The sequence below is a fragment of the Brevibacillus parabrevis genome (assembly GCF_003710905.1).
In the GTDB taxonomy this organism is placed as follows: domain Bacteria; phylum Bacillota; class Bacilli; order Brevibacillales; family Brevibacillaceae; genus Brevibacillus; species Brevibacillus parabrevis.
In genome coordinates, this window is the sequence record NZ_RHHV01000012.1 from 151,850 (window position 1) to 166,305 (window position 14,456).

Annotated in this window: 16 protein-coding genes; 13 read left to right on the top strand and 3 right to left on the bottom strand. The window is 52.6% G+C overall.

What is annotated here, in order from left to right; translation table 11 throughout:
* Positions 1–95 precede the first annotated feature (95 nt).
* Positions 96–1,235, top strand: a complete 1,140-nt coding sequence (locus EDM60_RS16605) for a class I SAM-dependent methyltransferase (protein ID WP_122964977.1) — start codon at positions 96–98, stop codon at positions 1,233–1,235.
* Positions 1,236–1,268: 33 nt separating this feature from the next.
* Here EDM60_RS16605 and EDM60_RS16610 read toward each other — a convergent pair whose 3' ends face one another.
* Both EDM60_RS16610 and EDM60_RS16615 read right to left on the bottom strand, forming a co-directional pair.
* Positions 1,269–1,535, bottom strand: coding sequence for a DUF2626 domain-containing protein (locus EDM60_RS16610; protein ID WP_063229689.1), 267 nt, complete (start codon positions 1,533–1,535; stop codon positions 1,269–1,271).
* 150 nt (positions 1,536–1,685) lie between these two features.
* Positions 1,686–2,384, bottom strand: a complete 699-nt coding sequence (locus EDM60_RS16615; RefSeq protein ID WP_122964979.1) for a helix-turn-helix transcriptional regulator — start codon at positions 2,382–2,384, stop codon at positions 1,686–1,688.
* Positions 2,385–2,722: 338 nt separating this feature from the next.
* Between EDM60_RS16615 and EDM60_RS16620 the strand changes: the two genes are divergently transcribed.
* The 3 genes from EDM60_RS16620 to EDM60_RS16630 all read left to right on the top strand — a co-directional run bounded on the left by EDM60_RS16620 (position 2,723) and on the right by EDM60_RS16630 (position 4,761).
* On the top strand, positions 2,723–3,100 hold the full coding sequence (locus EDM60_RS16620) for a Spx/MgsR family RNA polymerase-binding regulatory protein (protein ID WP_063229687.1): 378 nt from the start codon (positions 2,723–2,725) through the stop codon (positions 3,098–3,100).
* Positions 3,101–3,217: 117 nt separating this feature from the next.
* On the top strand, positions 3,218–3,976 hold the full coding sequence (locus EDM60_RS16625) for an enoyl-CoA hydratase/isomerase family protein (RefSeq protein ID WP_122964980.1): 759 nt from the start codon (positions 3,218–3,220) through the stop codon (positions 3,974–3,976).
* Between the two features lie 140 nt (positions 3,977–4,116).
* Positions 4,117–4,761, top strand: a complete 645-nt coding sequence (locus EDM60_RS16630) for an RsfA family transcriptional regulator (protein ID WP_122964982.1) — start codon at positions 4,117–4,119, stop codon at positions 4,759–4,761.
* Positions 4,762–4,831: 70 nt separating this feature from the next.
* Here the strand turns inward: EDM60_RS16630 and EDM60_RS16635 are convergent, their stop codons facing one another.
* Positions 4,832–5,299, bottom strand: coding sequence for an N-acetyltransferase (locus EDM60_RS16635; protein ID WP_063230368.1), 468 nt, complete (start codon positions 5,297–5,299; stop codon positions 4,832–4,834).
* Between the two features lie 275 nt (positions 5,300–5,574).
* Between EDM60_RS16635 and EDM60_RS16640 the strand changes: the two genes are divergently transcribed.
* The 9 genes from EDM60_RS16640 (at position 5,575) to bshC (ending at position 14,368) form a co-directional block, all read left to right on the top strand.
* Positions 5,575–6,924 carry an acetyl-CoA carboxylase biotin carboxylase subunit gene (locus EDM60_RS16640; protein ID WP_122964983.1) on the top strand — a complete coding sequence of 450 codons (1,350 nt, stop codon included), beginning with the start codon at positions 5,575–5,577 and terminating at the stop codon, positions 6,922–6,924.
* A gap of 14 nt (positions 6,925–6,938) precedes the next feature.
* Complete coding sequence (locus EDM60_RS16645) at positions 6,939–7,151, top strand: biotin/lipoyl-containing protein (protein WP_122964984.1); 213 nt, start codon at positions 6,939–6,941, stop codon at positions 7,149–7,151.
* A 49-nt stretch (positions 7,152–7,200) separates the two neighbouring features.
* Positions 7,201–8,115, top strand: coding sequence for a hydroxymethylglutaryl-CoA lyase (locus EDM60_RS16650; RefSeq protein WP_122964985.1), 915 nt, complete (start codon positions 7,201–7,203; stop codon positions 8,113–8,115).
* Between the two features lie 14 nt (positions 8,116–8,129).
* Positions 8,130–8,903 carry an enoyl-CoA hydratase-related protein gene (locus EDM60_RS16655; protein ID WP_122964986.1) on the top strand — a complete coding sequence of 258 codons (774 nt, stop codon included), beginning with the start codon at positions 8,130–8,132 and terminating at the stop codon, positions 8,901–8,903.
* A 16-nt stretch (positions 8,904–8,919) separates the two neighbouring features.
* Positions 8,920–10,458: an acyl-CoA carboxylase subunit beta gene (locus EDM60_RS16660; RefSeq protein WP_122964987.1), complete on the top strand. Its 1,539-nt coding sequence runs from the start codon at positions 8,920–8,922 to the stop codon at positions 10,456–10,458.
* Between the two features lie 203 nt (positions 10,459–10,661).
* Positions 10,662–11,624, top strand: coding sequence for a ketopantoate reductase family protein (locus EDM60_RS16665; protein WP_122964988.1), 963 nt, complete (start codon positions 10,662–10,664; stop codon positions 11,622–11,624).
* Positions 11,625–12,023, top strand: a complete 399-nt coding sequence (locus EDM60_RS16670) for a DUF3397 family protein (RefSeq protein ID WP_122964989.1) — start codon at positions 11,625–11,627, stop codon at positions 12,021–12,023. It abuts the gene before it with no gap.
* A 53-nt stretch (positions 12,024–12,076) separates the two neighbouring features.
* Positions 12,077–12,634, top strand: coding sequence for a helix-turn-helix domain-containing protein (locus tag EDM60_RS16675; RefSeq protein WP_122964990.1), 558 nt, complete (start codon positions 12,077–12,079; stop codon positions 12,632–12,634).
* A gap of 114 nt (positions 12,635–12,748) precedes the next feature.
* Positions 12,749–14,368 (top strand): bacillithiol biosynthesis cysteine-adding enzyme BshC, encoded by a 1,620-nt coding sequence (gene bshC / locus EDM60_RS16680; RefSeq protein ID WP_122964991.1) that lies wholly within the window; start codon positions 12,749–12,751, stop codon positions 14,366–14,368.
* Positions 14,369–14,456: the final 88 nt, after the last annotated feature.

A 14,456-nucleotide genomic window follows, 5' to 3' on the forward strand; every position in this document is an offset into this window, starting at 1 on the left:
TTCATGATGGAAGTCGCTTGCCTTTCCACATTGTATGACTTCTTTTTCGTATTATAGCCTTATCAGGTTGAATTTGGATAGCAGGAGAAGAGCCCATGGATATAAACGCTATGATTCGCCGTGAAATGGAAAGCCAGGAGGGAGGCGCGATCCCGTTCGCACGCTTTATGGAACTGGCCCTCTACCACGACTCCTACGGCTATTATATGTCGGACTTGCCCAAGGTAGGCAAAGATGGCGATTTTTTTACCAGCGCGACCGTACACGCTGTCTTCGGGGAAACATTGGCGGATGCCGTGATAAAGCTGTGGAGCACCGCGGCGATTGAGCAGCCTGCGCTCGTTGAAATCGGAGGCGGGACTGGCTCCTTGTGCAAAAGCATGCTTGCCCGCATACAGGAAGCAGCGCCAGATGTGTACGCCAAGCTTACGGTTGTGTTGATAGAAGCAAGCCCGTATCATCGCCAAAAACAGCAAGAGGCCCTTTGCGAGCACGAGGTGCGCAAAATATGGTATTCGTCACTGGAAGAAGCAGCGCAAGCAGGCGGGCTAGAAGGAGTGATCGTGTCCAATGAATGGCTGGATGCCTTTCCCGTCCACTTGGCGCAAAAGACGAAAACGGGTTGGAAGGAAGTAGCGGTGACATGCGAGGAGGGGCAGTTCACGGAGGTGCTGCAAGAGCCGGGAGCCACGCTTTTGAACAGCCTGACAGAAATCGAGGCTGCTACCGCGATGCCAAACGGGATGCGCATCGAAGTGAATCTCGCGTTGGAACAGGCGGCGCAGCAGGTCGGACGCCTGCTTGCCAAAGGATATGTCATAACGATCGATTACGGCGACAGACAAGAGGAGTTGTATCATGCCAGCCGGAAAAACGGGACACTGATGTGCTACTACCGCCATCAAGCCCACGATAATCCGTACATTCACGTCGGCGAACAAGATATAACGGCGCACGTCAATTTTTCCGCATGGAGCCGTTTTGGCGAAGCGGCGGGGTTGCGAGAGGTTTTGTATATGCGCCAGGATAAATTTTTGCTCCAGAGCGGCCTTTTGACCAAAGCGGTCGTCCATCACGATACAGACCCGTTTACGAGTGTCGCGATGAAACGCAACCGGGCGTTGTTGCAGTTGATTGATCCTGCCGGGCTGGGCGGACGGTTTCGAGTCATGATCCAGCAAAAAGGCGTGGAGAACAGCCTGGATACGGCAAGCTTTTTCAGGTCGTTTGCATAAAAAAAGATGCTCGCAGATGAGCATCTTTTTTTCTTACATCATCAGTTGCATGAAAGCGTGTTCTTGCGGGCCTACAGGCATTACGAAGAACGTGTAGTACGTGAACCCTACAAAAGACAGGAACATGAAGCCGAAAAAAATGTTCAGATACACTCGCTCAGTCAGGCTCATGTAGCTCAACGCTACGAAGAATGCTGTAAGACCGAAGAAGATGAGCGACATTGGGTACAGACCGCCCCAGAACGCCATCAGCGCGATAACGATGGTCCAGAAACCAAGCACGCGATACATACGATCCATTTGTTGTCCCCCCTTTTTGCCTAGATCGGTAAGATTTACAAGATTCCTACCCCATTATAAAGGACAGGCGAAGACGTGTAAACGATAAAGGTATGACGGATTTGGGGCGAAGGAAAACGCTTCAAATCACCGTCCGGGTGAGGATCATTCTCAATAATGGATAACCGTATAGTTGCACGATTTGCAGCCCCTGATCATCGAGCCATCCTCACGTAATTCAATCTTCCCTAAGTACGTTTCGAATATTCCCATGAGCAGAGCGTTATGCATCTCGCAAACCGCGCGCGGATATTTTTTGGCCGTGTCGGAAAACGTGCAGTTGTTTACACGAAAACGAAGGGTGCCTTCGTCCAGCTTTTCAATATCGGGTTTCAATCCCTGAGCAACGACGAGTCGATGGATCAGGTTCAATTTCTCTTCCAAAGTAGCCGTTTGCAGATTCAATCCGCTTTGGACAACCGCCCGTTTCGCCATCTCTGTACCAATGCGATGCCCCATATTGATCAGAGCGGCTTCGCCCGCCTCGCCGAGCGACAGCAGGCTTTCGATTGCGATATCGGCCAGAAGCTGATAGTCGCGAGGTGGGAACTGGAGGCTCACCACCTGTTCAGACAGGGAATACAATCGACTGGGACGTCCACCTTTGCCACTTTTGTCCGAGACGGCTGTGAGCAAATTCACGTCCTCCAGCTTTGTCAGATGCAGGCGGGCCACATTCGGATGGATGGAAAAGTGGTCTGCGACATCCTGGACAGTGATTGGATCTTTGCTGTACGCGACAAATTGGTAAATGGAGAAGCGGGTGGGGTCTGCCAAAGCACTGGTTAACTTATGCGCGTCGTGGTCCATGCCGGATACCCCTTTCTCAAGTGACAAACCGTGTTCCATATTTGTTTGAAAAAATTTCACATCCACATAAGTGTATCCGATTTTGTTTGGCTTGTTAAGGTGGCAGTGTGCTATAACAACACATCCCCCAAATTTTCTGCCTAGTTTTTAGATTAACTACTATTGACATAGTGTTTATTGTAGATTTATAATCCAAAGTAAGGAAAGAATTTTTATTAGCTTACTTTTTGTGAGTTAATAGCTCAAAGCAATTGCATCCGGCAATTGGCAAAAGAGCACATGGAAACACCAAGAATACACGAAACCAAATGGGTATAGATGAGATGGAGGGGTAACCGATGGCAGTTGCTGAACGTACTCAAACACAAAAATTAACGTTTTTCACGTATCCGAGCTGCACATCCTGTCGCAAAGCCAAAGCTTGGCTGGCAGAGAATGGCGTCAATTACGAAGAGCGTCACCTGTTTAAAAACCCGCCGACAGCCGAAGAGCTGCTCGACATCATCAAAATGACGACAAACGGACTGGACGAGATTTTGTCCACGAGAAGCCAACGCTTCAAAAACTTGGACGTCGATATTAATGACATGTCTGTCAAAGAGTTGCTGGAGATGCTGAGCGAAGAGCCGCAGCTTCTGAAGCGCCCGATTTTGACAGATGGCGAGAATTTGATTGTCGGCTTCAATTCTTCCGCGATGAAAAACTTGTTGTCCTGAAAAGGAGGAGGCATACTGCCTTCTCTTTTCTTTTTTTAACCGCATCCGATATGATTTTGTCGCGCAAACCAGTAAAATAAAGCAAACAAAATCGAAGCAAAGGATGAGATTGCGTTCATGGATACCGTACTGCTGCAAAAAGAAGCGGGCATTGCCACGATTACGCTGAATCGGCCGCACGTACATAACGCGGTCAGCATGGAGCTGGTCGACGAGCTGCACCATGTTTTGGCGGACTGCCAGGCAGATTCGCAGGTGAAGGTGCTCATCATTACAGGTACAGGCAAAAGTTTTGTCTCCGGGGGAGACTTGAACCAGTTTATCGCGGCGCGCGGACATGATCAGGCGTATCCGCTGCTGAGCAAGGTGGCGGGATTGTTGTCTGCCATCGACACGTTCACCAAGCCTGTCATTGCCATGATCAACGGCGCTGCTGTCGGAGGCGGATGCGAATTTGCAGGTGCTTGCCATTTTCGCTTCGCCAGCGAGCAGGCGCGGTTCGGCTTTGTGCAGATCGGCATGCATATTACGACAGGCTGGGGCGGGGGAAGCCGGCTTCTGGACATGCTCCCGGAGTCGAAAGCGTTGGCTCTTTTGCTGGCGGGAGAAAGGCTGACGGCGCAAGAGGCCAAGTCGTACGGCTTCGTGGACGAAATCTACCCGCACGATCAGCTGCAAGCGGCTGTGCACGCGTTCGCGAAAAAAATCGCCGCGCAGCCGTTGGAAGGGATCGAAGCGTACATGCAGCTCGTTCGCTGGAAGCGGGAAGGAATCGTGCGGGCCGAGCGCATCGAGCGCGAAGTGGATCAATGCGCAAAACTATGGGGAAGTCCGGCTCATGTCGCCGTCGTGGAAAAATTTCTGAACAAGCAGTAACCGCCCGCCAGATGGTTCTTCTCGTTTAAACATTTATTTGCTTGGACATACTTTTTCTAGTAGAAAGCGATTCTACAAGAGTAGGGAAAAGCATAGGATGAACTACATCATCCTTTTTAAAGGTAACGGGAGGGACTCATATGGTAGCTTCCAGACAAGACGCATGGACCGAAGATGACGATCTCGTGTTGGCGGAAGTCACCTTGCGCCACATACGCGAAGGCGGTACACAACTTGCCGCATTTGAAGAAGTGGGTCAAAGGTTGGGCAGGACAGCAGCTGCGTGCGGATTTCGCTGGAATAGTTGCGTGCGCAAACGTTACGATGCGGCAATCTCGATAGCCAAAAGTCAGAGACAGCAATTGAAGAAGATGGGCAGGATTCAAACGCCAGCTACCATTGTGGAGACAGAGGCTGTTTTGTTGCCGCAAAGGCAATTGCCGCCTGCTGTTGCCGAGATGCAGGCTTCTGAACTGGAATCAGTGGAAGAAGAGCAAATCGAATCGGTTATTCGCATGCTCGTCAACCAGAAGGAAATGGCGAGGCGCTTGCGACAACTGGAACAAGAGTTGGAAGGCAAAGATTTGGAGTTAAAAGAATTGAAGGATGCGCATGAGCGAGCCAAAAAAGAACTGGAGCAGGTGCAGGGAGTAAATGACGATTACCGCGCGCTTGTTCAGATCATGGATCGCGCGCGCAAGCTGGCCTTTTTGCAGGAAGAGGAGTCCTCCAAAGCTATTTTCAAAATGGATGAGAACGGCAACCTGGAGCGAGTGGAAAAATAAATGCTGCGCAGCAAACAAAAAAGAAGCGGTTACATTCCGCTTCTTTTTTCTGTCCTGTCCAAAGGAAGAGCTAGTCTTGCAGCTCCACATTCTCTGGCAACCAGACGTACGGGTTTTCGCCGCGATCGCGCATCGGATTGTATTTGACAGGGGTAAAGCCCATTTTCAGCCAAAATTCGTCCGCACGACAGCGGGAGTTTGTTTTAATAGGAGCGCCAAAGCTTTTTGCATGGTTAACCAAAGCCGTGCCGTAGTCTTTGCTGCGGTAATCAGGCAGGACTTCAAGCTTCCACAGCTCGTAGTAATCTTGGGCTGGTTGGAAATAACGGTCGTATTTCCCGTCGATTTTATAGAGGCTCATGCGTGCTACCAGAAGATCGTTGTCATAAATACCGTAAAAAGGAGATTCCGAATCGTTCTCCACGATGTTCGCCTCCAGGTCTTCCTTCATCGAAAGCTCCTCCAGGCCAAATTCGCGAAACTTTTGAAATTCCTCCAGTGTCTTGTAGTTGATCTGTAAACGTCTTACTTCAAACATGGTCAGCCACTCCTCTCACAGCTCTTTGCCTTGGCCGGCTTAGGCCACTCCTCTTTATTATACACCATGATCGGATTTTCCGAAGCGTTTTCTTTGCCGCGTTGCGGAATTGTCAGAAAGCGAAAAAAGGTTCATGGAAAAAATTTAAAAATTCTTTCTAGAACTATGTTCATTCTCATGGCAAAATAGAAGTAAGCATCACATGAAACAAACCGAGCAAACAATTTGGAAACGCTTTCGATTGGAGTCGGTTTGTCAAAGAGGGGAGCGTTGCCATGCGTAAGGTATTGATCGCAAACCGTGGTGAGATTGCCAGAAGAATTATGCGCACCTGCCGCGAAAAAGGAGTCGCAACCGTAGCCGTCTACTCGGATGCCGACCGCGACCTGCCGTTTGTCCGTGAAGCGGATGAAGCCGTCCATATCGGCCCGCCGCCAGTGCCGCACAGCTACTTGAACGTAGAGGCTATCATCGCGGCGGCGAAAAGCACGAATGCCGATGCCATTCATCCCGGCTACGGACTGCTTTCGGAAAACGAAGCGTTCGCGAGGCGCGTTCTAGAAGAAGGGCTTGTATTCATTGGACCTTCGCCAAAGGTCATCGGGCAAATGGGCGACAAGCTGACGGCCCGCAGAATCATGCAGGAGGCAGGCGTGCCTGTCGTGCCAGGCTGCGAAGATTCGCTTGCGACAGTGGAAGAAGCGACAGCGCAGGCCGCTCAAATCGGCTATCCGGTCATGTTGAAGGCCAGTGCTGGCGGGGGCGGGATCGGCATGCAAATATGCCGTGAAGAGTCGCAGCTATTGCAAGCCTATCAGTCGGCAAAGGGTCGCGCCAAAGCGTATTTCGGCAACGATGCGATGTACGTGGAAAAATATGTGGAGCGCCCGCGGCATATCGAGGTGCAGATTGCAGCCGACAACGCTGGCAATGTCATTCATCTGCTGGAGCGGGAGTGTTCCATTCAGCGCCGTCATCAAAAAGTGCTGGAAGAAAGCCCGTCGCCTTTTCTTGATCCTGCCACGAGAGAACAATTGTGCGAGGCAGCCGTCAAGGCAGCGAAGGCTGTCGGCTACACAGGGCTGGGAACGGTCGAGTTTATCGTAGATGAAAACAAAAATTTTTACTTTTTGGAAATGAACACGCGCTTGCAAGTGGAGCACGCCGTGACCGAAGAGATGACCGGATACGATTTGGTCGCTATGCAGCTGGCGATTGCCGATGGACAGCCGCTGCCAGTCGAACAGCGCGATGTTCAGGCGAAGCGGCACGCGATTGAACTGCGTGTGTACGCGGAAGACCCGGTGACGTTTTTGCCGTCGCCAGGCACGATCAGCCTGTATCAGCCGCCTGCCATGGAGCATGTGCGGATCGATGACGGGGTAGAGTCGGGAACACAGGTTACGCCTTTTTACGACCCGATGATTGCCAAAGTGATCATTTCCGGCGAGACAAGGGAAGAAGCTGTGGAGCGGGCGCAGGAAGCTATGCATCATTTTCTGATTACTGGTATTAAAACGAATATTCCATTTTTGCAGGAAGTATTGGCGGATGAACAGTTCCGGGGCGGAGACTACACCACCTGGTTTATTACGGAGCGAACAACGAAAACCAACCACAAGTAAGGAGAGGGTCTTGGATGAAACAAGTAGCAGCGAATATGGCAGGAACCGTCATTTCTGTTTTGGTGCAGCCAGGTGACACGATCAGCGAGGGGCAAGATGTCATCGTATTGGAATCGATGAAAATGGAAGTGCCTGTCCAGTCGATGGAAGCGGGAAAAGTCGTGGAAGTGAAAGCGAATATCGGTGATTTTGTCAACGATGGCGACATTATCGTCGTTCTCGAATAATTTTTTTCTTTCCAAACTGAGCGGTCGCTAGGAAAGGGGCGGGAAGATTGTGAACGTGCAAATCGTAGAGGTTGGCCCACGCGATGGGCTGCAAAATGAGAGCGTCATCGTACCCGCAGAAGCAAAAATCGAGTTGATTAAGAAGCTGATCGACGCCGGGCTTGTGCGGATCGAGGCCAGCTCGTTTGTCAATCCGCGCTGGATTCCGCAATTGGCGGACGCCGAGGAAGTTTTGCAAGGGATACTTCCAGCCAGCAAAAAGGACGTGCGCATCAGTGCGCTGGTGCCAAACGTTCGCGGGCTGGAGCGGGCGCGCCTGTGCGGCGTGAGCGAAGTTGCCCTGTTCATGTCTGCCTCGGAGAGCCATAACCGCAAAAATATTAACAAAAGCATCACGGAAACATTTCCTGTGCTGGCGGAAGCGGCGAAGGAAGCGCTCGCTCTCGGCATGCGCGTGCGCGGGTACGTCTCCACCGTGTTTGGTTGTCCGTATGAGGGAGCCGTCCCTGTTGACAACACGAGAAGAGTGACCCATGCGCTCGTCGAGATGGGCGTGTCCGAAGTTTCGCTCGGGGATACGATCGGCGTGGCAACCCCAAAGCAAGTGCACGAGGTTTTTCAGGAGCTTGTGAAAGATGTTACGACCGAGCGCTTAGCCGGGCACTTTCACGACACGCGAGGAACCGGGCTGGCGAATGTCGCGGCAGCGTTGGCGGAAGGCATCCGGATTTTTGACAGCTCCATCGGCGGCTTGGGCGGATGCCCGTACGCACCGGGGGCGGCAGGCAACATTTCGACGGAAGACTTGGTCTACATGCTGCACGGAATGGGCTATGAAACCGGAGTTGACCTGAATCGGCTGACAGAGGCAGGTGCCTACATCCAGGAACAGCTGGGCAGGGAGCTGACTTCCAAAGTTTTGAAAGCTAACCTGGCAAAGCAAAAGCAGGAGGAGCATACGTAGAGAGGAAGGGCCACATGACGATTTCCTATCGAAAAGACGGGCTGGTCGGTGTCGTGACGCTTGATCGGCCGGATGTGTTCAACTGTTTGAACCTGGAGACTTTGACGGAACTGCGCAAGCTTATCGCCGAACTTGCCCGCGATCGCAGCACGCGTGTCGTCATCGTCACCGGGGCGGGAGACAAGGCATTTTGCTCCGGCGCGGATTTGAAGGAACGGCGAGGCATGTCGCCCGAACAGGTGGAAGTGTACATTCGGACGATTCGCGACACGTTCAGCGAGCTTGAAAAACTGCAAAAGCCAGTCATTGCTGCCCTCAACGGTTTGGCGCTTGGCGGCGGTACGGAGCTGGCGCTCGCCTGCGATTTGCGAATCATGAGCGAGCAGGCGCAAATGGGCTTGACGGAAACCTCTCTCGGCATTATCCCGGGAGCGGGCGGCACGCAGCGGCTGCCGCGGCTAGTCGGCAAGGGCATCGCCAAAGAACTGATTTTTACAGCGCGGCGCGTTTTCCCGGCGGAAGCTTTGGCGATCGGGCTTGTCAACCGCGTCGTGCCGCACGAGCAACTGATGAATGTGTCCATGGAGCTGGCAGCGCAGATTGCGAGCAATGCTCCGCTGGCGCTGGCCCAGGCCAAGTTTGCCATCGACTGCGGCAGCGAAGTAGAGCTGGCAACCGGATTGATGATGGAGAGCAATGCGTACCAGCTGCTCGTTCCGACCAAGGACCGTTTGGAAGGACTGGCAGCTTTTGCGGAAAAACGAAAACCGATCTATCGCGGAGAGTGACGAGGGGGAGTAGCCGATGACCAAGCATTTGGAAGAGACGTTGCAGGAGAAGATCGCGCATATCAAGCAAGGTGGCGATGCCAAATACCACGAAAAGCTCAAGGAGCAGAACAAGCTGTTCGTCCGCGATCGGCTGAAGCTGTTGTTCGACGATGAGTTCATGGTCGAGGACGGGCTGTTCGCCAATGTCATGGCGGGAGATTTGCCTGCGGATGGCGTCGTGACTGCGATTGGAAAAGTAAACGGCCAGACGGTATGCGTCATGGCCAATGACTCTACGGTCAAAGCAGGCTCCTGGGGCTCGCGGACGGTAGAAAAAATCATTCGCATCCAGGAAACGGCGGAAAAAATGCGCGTACCGCTGATTTACCTCGTGGACTCGGCAGGCGCTCGCATTACCGACCAGTTGGAAATGTTCCCCGGCAGACGGGGAGCGGGACGCATTTTTTACAATCAAGTGAAGCTGTCCGGCAAAATTCCGCAAGTCTGCATTTTGTTCGGCCCATCTGCTGCGGGCGGCGCGTACATCCCGGCTTTTTGCGACATTGTGATCATGGTCGACAAAAACGCGAGCATGTACCTCGGCTCGCCGCGCATGGCGGAGATGGTGATCGGGGAAAAGGTGAGTCTGGAAGAGCTGGGCGGCGCCCGGATGCATTGCTCGGTGAGCGGCTGCGGCGATGTGCTGGCAGCAAACGAAGAGGAAGCGATTCAGTCTGCGCGCACCTACTTGAGCTTTTTCCCGGCGAACTACAGCGAGCAGCCTCCGCTCCAAGCGGCAAAAGCGCCGATCGAGACGGCCAAAGACATCACTACTATCGTACCGGAAAACCAAAATGCCGCGTTCAACATGCACGATCTCATTCAATCGCTCGTTGATGCGGATTCATTTTTCGAGATCAAGAAGCTGTTCGCGCAAGAGCTGATTACGGGTCTTGCCCGTCTGGATGGCAAGCCGGTCGGGATCATCGCCAACCAGCCACGGGTAAAAGGCGGCGTCCTGTTCGTCGATTCCGCCGACAAAGCGGCGCGCTTCATTACTTTGTGCGATGCGTTCGGAATCCCGCTGCTGTTTTTGGCCGACGTTCCAGGCTTCATGATCGGCACCGCAGTAGAGCGGGCGGGCATCATCCGTCACGGAGCGAAAATGATTTCCGCTATGGCCGAGGCGACCGTACCGAAAATTTCCGTGATTGTGCGCAAGGCGTATGGAGCCGGACTGTACGCCATGGCCAGCTCGGCGTTTGAACCGGACGCGTGCATCGCCTTGCCTGGAGCGCAAATCGCGGTCATGGGCCCGGAAGCTGCCGTAAACGCTGTGTACAGCAACAAAATTCAGGCGATCGAGGACCCGGCAGAACGTCAGGCGTTCATTCAGGAGAAGCGCAAGGAATACCAGGAGGACATCGACTTGTATTTGCTGGCTTCCAACCTGATCGTCGACGCGATTGTGCCGCCGAGCGGTTTGCGCCATGATCTGATTTCGCGCTACGAGATTTACAAGGGGAAACGGCAAGTTTTCTCTGACCGCAAGCATCCCGTTTATCCTGTATAAATATTCGTTGAGACTGTCGCTATCCCGCGGCAGTCTTTTTTGAGCAGATTGAAAACGGCGAGCAGTTGACCGCTTGAAAAACAAAGGAACGTGGCTGATAGAAATTTTTCGATAATTTTGATCTTTTTTGTTCCAATCAATTGAACAATCTCCTAAACTCTGCTATTCTTATAAAATAAGTATTGATTAATGTAGGTGAACAAATGCAACCCGATACAAGCGCTTTGCAAGTGGTTGTCGTTGGCGGAGGTTCCGTTGGTTTGCTGTATGCAGCAAGGCTTGCGCTCGCTGGTCAGTCCGTGACCGTCGTAACGCGCAGTTCACTACAGGCGAATCAACTCATGGAGCAAGGACTGTGGCTCCACAGTCTGGACGGCCAAAAAAACAGAGTAAACGTACAAGCCCAACCGATTGCAGATGGATTGCCGGAAGGGAACTTGTATTTGCTCACTGTCAAACAGCCCGATTTGCCCTCGCTACTCCCGGCTCTTGCCGAAATCCCTCCGTACGCGCGTGTCATTGCCTTGCAAAACGGCATGGGACACCAGGAATTGCTCGCATCTGTACTGGAGGATGCGCAATGCTACTTCGCCATTCATACAGAAGGAGCCAGAAGGCATTCTGCTACGGAAGTGGAGCATACCGGAACAGGGACGCTTCGCGTGGGGCCCTGGCAGGAAAAGGCAGACCGCGATGCTTTGATTGACGCATTCGTCACATGGGCAGTCGATGCAGGCATCACAGCGCTTTATGAAAAAGCAATCGAACCGCATGCGTGGAGAAAGCTGTTGGCCAATGCCTTGATCAATCCGCTCACGGCATTGTTTGAGATTCCGAATGGCGCCCTCCTCGACAGTTCATATACGCAAGGACTGATGCGTGATTTATTTAATGAAGCTGTGGAGGTAGCTGCTTTTTCCGGACAGAAAATCGGCGATCCCGAATGGCAGGAAATTGTCGCCATTTGCCGAAATACTTCCCGTAATCTTTCCTCCATGCTTCAGGATGTGAAGCGGCAAAAACCGACGGAAGTGCAAGCAATCAACGGCTACCTCGTGAAGCGGGGAAAAGAAGCCGGGATTCCTACTCCGTTGCACGAAACCTTGCTTCGCGTCATTCTTCTCAAGACAAGCATGGGAATAGGGAAGGAGGGGAGGCGACAGTAGATGGCCGTGTGGACAACTTTCTGGTCCTATTTTTGGGGTACGCTGACCGTAGTGCCTTTCTTGGGGTTTCCGCTTGTTTACTTGAGCGTGTACATGTGGAAGCGGAACAAGAGATTGGCCGGTCGCTGGGCGGTGAATATCACGAATTTTTTGGTGATTCGCTCCGCTGTTTCCGCATACGAACTCATCTGGCCTGAGGCGATGTCGGCCTGGTGGTGGGTGAGCTGCTTTTTCCTCGGCGCCGTTGTGCTTTTGGGATGGCTCCAGGTCAAGCTGAAAGGAAAGCTATCTCTGAAAAAGGTCGGGTTTTCCGCCTGGCGGTTGTCGTTTCTCTGGTTTGGACTTGTCTATATAGTGCTGTTTACGACCGGCATAATCAAGACGATGGGTGTCGTGTAACGCACTGACTGATACATATCGTATTTATTCCGATAAGAAAGAAGGTTGGAACTATGCGACTTCCCATCGAGAGCATCGGACATAAGATTCGGATGATTCGAAAAGAACGTGGATTTACTTTGGAGATCATGGCAGGCAAAACAGGGCTCAGCAAAGGGCTGCTCAGCCAGGTGGAACGGGGGATATCCCAACCGTCACTGGATTCTCTCTGGAAAATTACAAAGGCCCTGGAGTCTCCGATCATTCATTTCTTCGAAGACATCGACCAAAAGCAAGTACACGTGACACGTCTGCAAAAGCGCAGACAGCTGGTTTTTCCCGAATCGACCGGCACGTATTCGTTGCTCTCGATGGGAGGAAGCGCCAAGCTGGGCATGCTGGAAGTGCGTCTGATGCCGAAGGAAATGGTCACAGACAAATTCGTCCAGTCCGAAGGCGAGGAGTGCTTTACCGTCATATCGGGTAGCGTGACAGCGAGGTTCAATGATGAAGAGCACGTGTTGGAGGCGGGAGACAGCATCTCGTTTGACAGCAGCAAGTCGCACACGATTGAAAACAGCGGCGAGGTGGAAGCTGTCCTGATCTGGTCTGTTACTCCGCCGCAATTTTAAAAAGATGCCAGCTCTACACTTTGACAACCCATTTAAGCGGGTTGTCTTGTTTTTTGTGAATGCCTGGCGTGGTATAATTTGCAGTGACCATCGCCCTAAGAAAGGTGAGCTAGCATGAATGTTGAACGCGTTGCGCTTCCATTGGCAAATCGGCTGGCGCGAGAGTACCAGCAGCAAAACGAGTCTGCCCTGTCATTTTTTGCCCATAATCCCTACCGAGATCAGGCATACCGGGAGCGGCTGGAGTGGCTGTCCACCCAAACCTTCAATCGGCTCCAACTGGCGGAAGGCTTACATAACTTTAATCAGGCGATCGGAAACCACCCCGAAGCGCTGGACAAAATCGAGTTGTTGAAGCAGCAGGATACATATGTCGTCATCGGCGGTCAGCAGGCAGGCGTCCTGACAGGCCCGCTGTATACGATCAACAAGGCCGTCCATTTGATTCAGGCGGCCAAAAAGCTCTCTGCCGAGCTGCAAGTAAACGTCGTCCCGGTCTTTTGGATCGCGGGCGAAGATCACGACATCGATGAGATCGACCACGTGTACTGGACGACGGATGGCGATACGCGTCTGCACAAAGAGCGGCTGTCGCTGAAAAAGAGAGGTCGTGCGTCTGCAAGCAAGCTTCCTTTGGAAGAGGAAGTGTGTATGCAGTTCCTGGAAACGTTTTTCCAGGAACAAACCGAGACGGCGGAAACGAAAAACGTACGGGAATTGCTGACGCAAACGGCGAAAAGCTCATCCACGGTAGTGGAGTGGTTTGCGCGTCTATTGGCGCAGTTGTTTGGCAAGCATGGCCTGATCCTTGTCGAGTCATCGCTGCCTTTTGTCCGGGAGTTGGAACGTCCCGTATTTCAGCAGGTGATCGAGAAAAACGAGCAAATGGCCCAGTTGCTGGTGCAGGCTTCCGAGCGGCTTGCCACAGCGGGCTACCCGTTGCAGCTTGAAGTCGACGAACATCAGGCCAACTTGTTTATTTATGAAGGCGAGGATCGCCTTTTGCTTTCCCGTCATCTGGATCGCTTTGTCAACAGACGGCAGTCGTACAGCCGCGACGAGCTGCTTGCGCTTGTCCAGGAACAGCCGGAGCGGTTCAGTGCCAATGTGGTCACGCGCGGTCTGATGCAGGAGCAACTGTTCCCGACGCTTGCGTTCATTGGCGGACCCGGTGAAATCGCCTACTGGGCGTATTACCGCGAAGTTTTTGCGTTGTTCGGGATGCAGATGCCGATTGTTTTGCCGCGGATGTCGATCACTTTGGTGGAAGGGGCGCATTTGCGCTTGCTGGAGGGTCTGGAGCTGTCTGTCGAGCAGGTTTTGACCGGCTTCACCGAATGGAAAGCTGACTGGGAGAAGAAACAAGGCCCGCATCCGCTGCACGAACAATTCGCCCAAGTGCGCCAATCGATTGAGCAGCTCTACCGTCCACTCGTGGACGAAGTGATCCGGCTGGACCCGGGAATGCGCGGGCTGTCGGAGAAAAACAGCACGCTCTTGCTCGAACAAGTCTCCTTTTTGGAGGAGCGGCTGATTCGTTCCTTGCAGCAAAAAGAAGACGTGGCCTACAACCGGATCAAGCGAATCGAGACGACGCTGTTGCCGGAGGGCGGTCTGCAAGAACGCAAGCTGTGCTTTTTCCCTTTTGCAAACAAGTACGGATTGGAATTAATCGATCGCATGGTCGAAGCGCCATTCACCCATGACGGGACTCATCAACTGTTTTTTGTCTAGAAATCGCCAAAGCCGACTGCTCGTCCTGGACGAAACGTCGGCTTTTTTCTATGAAAAACGTCTCGATGTTTTTCAGGAAATGGGATGT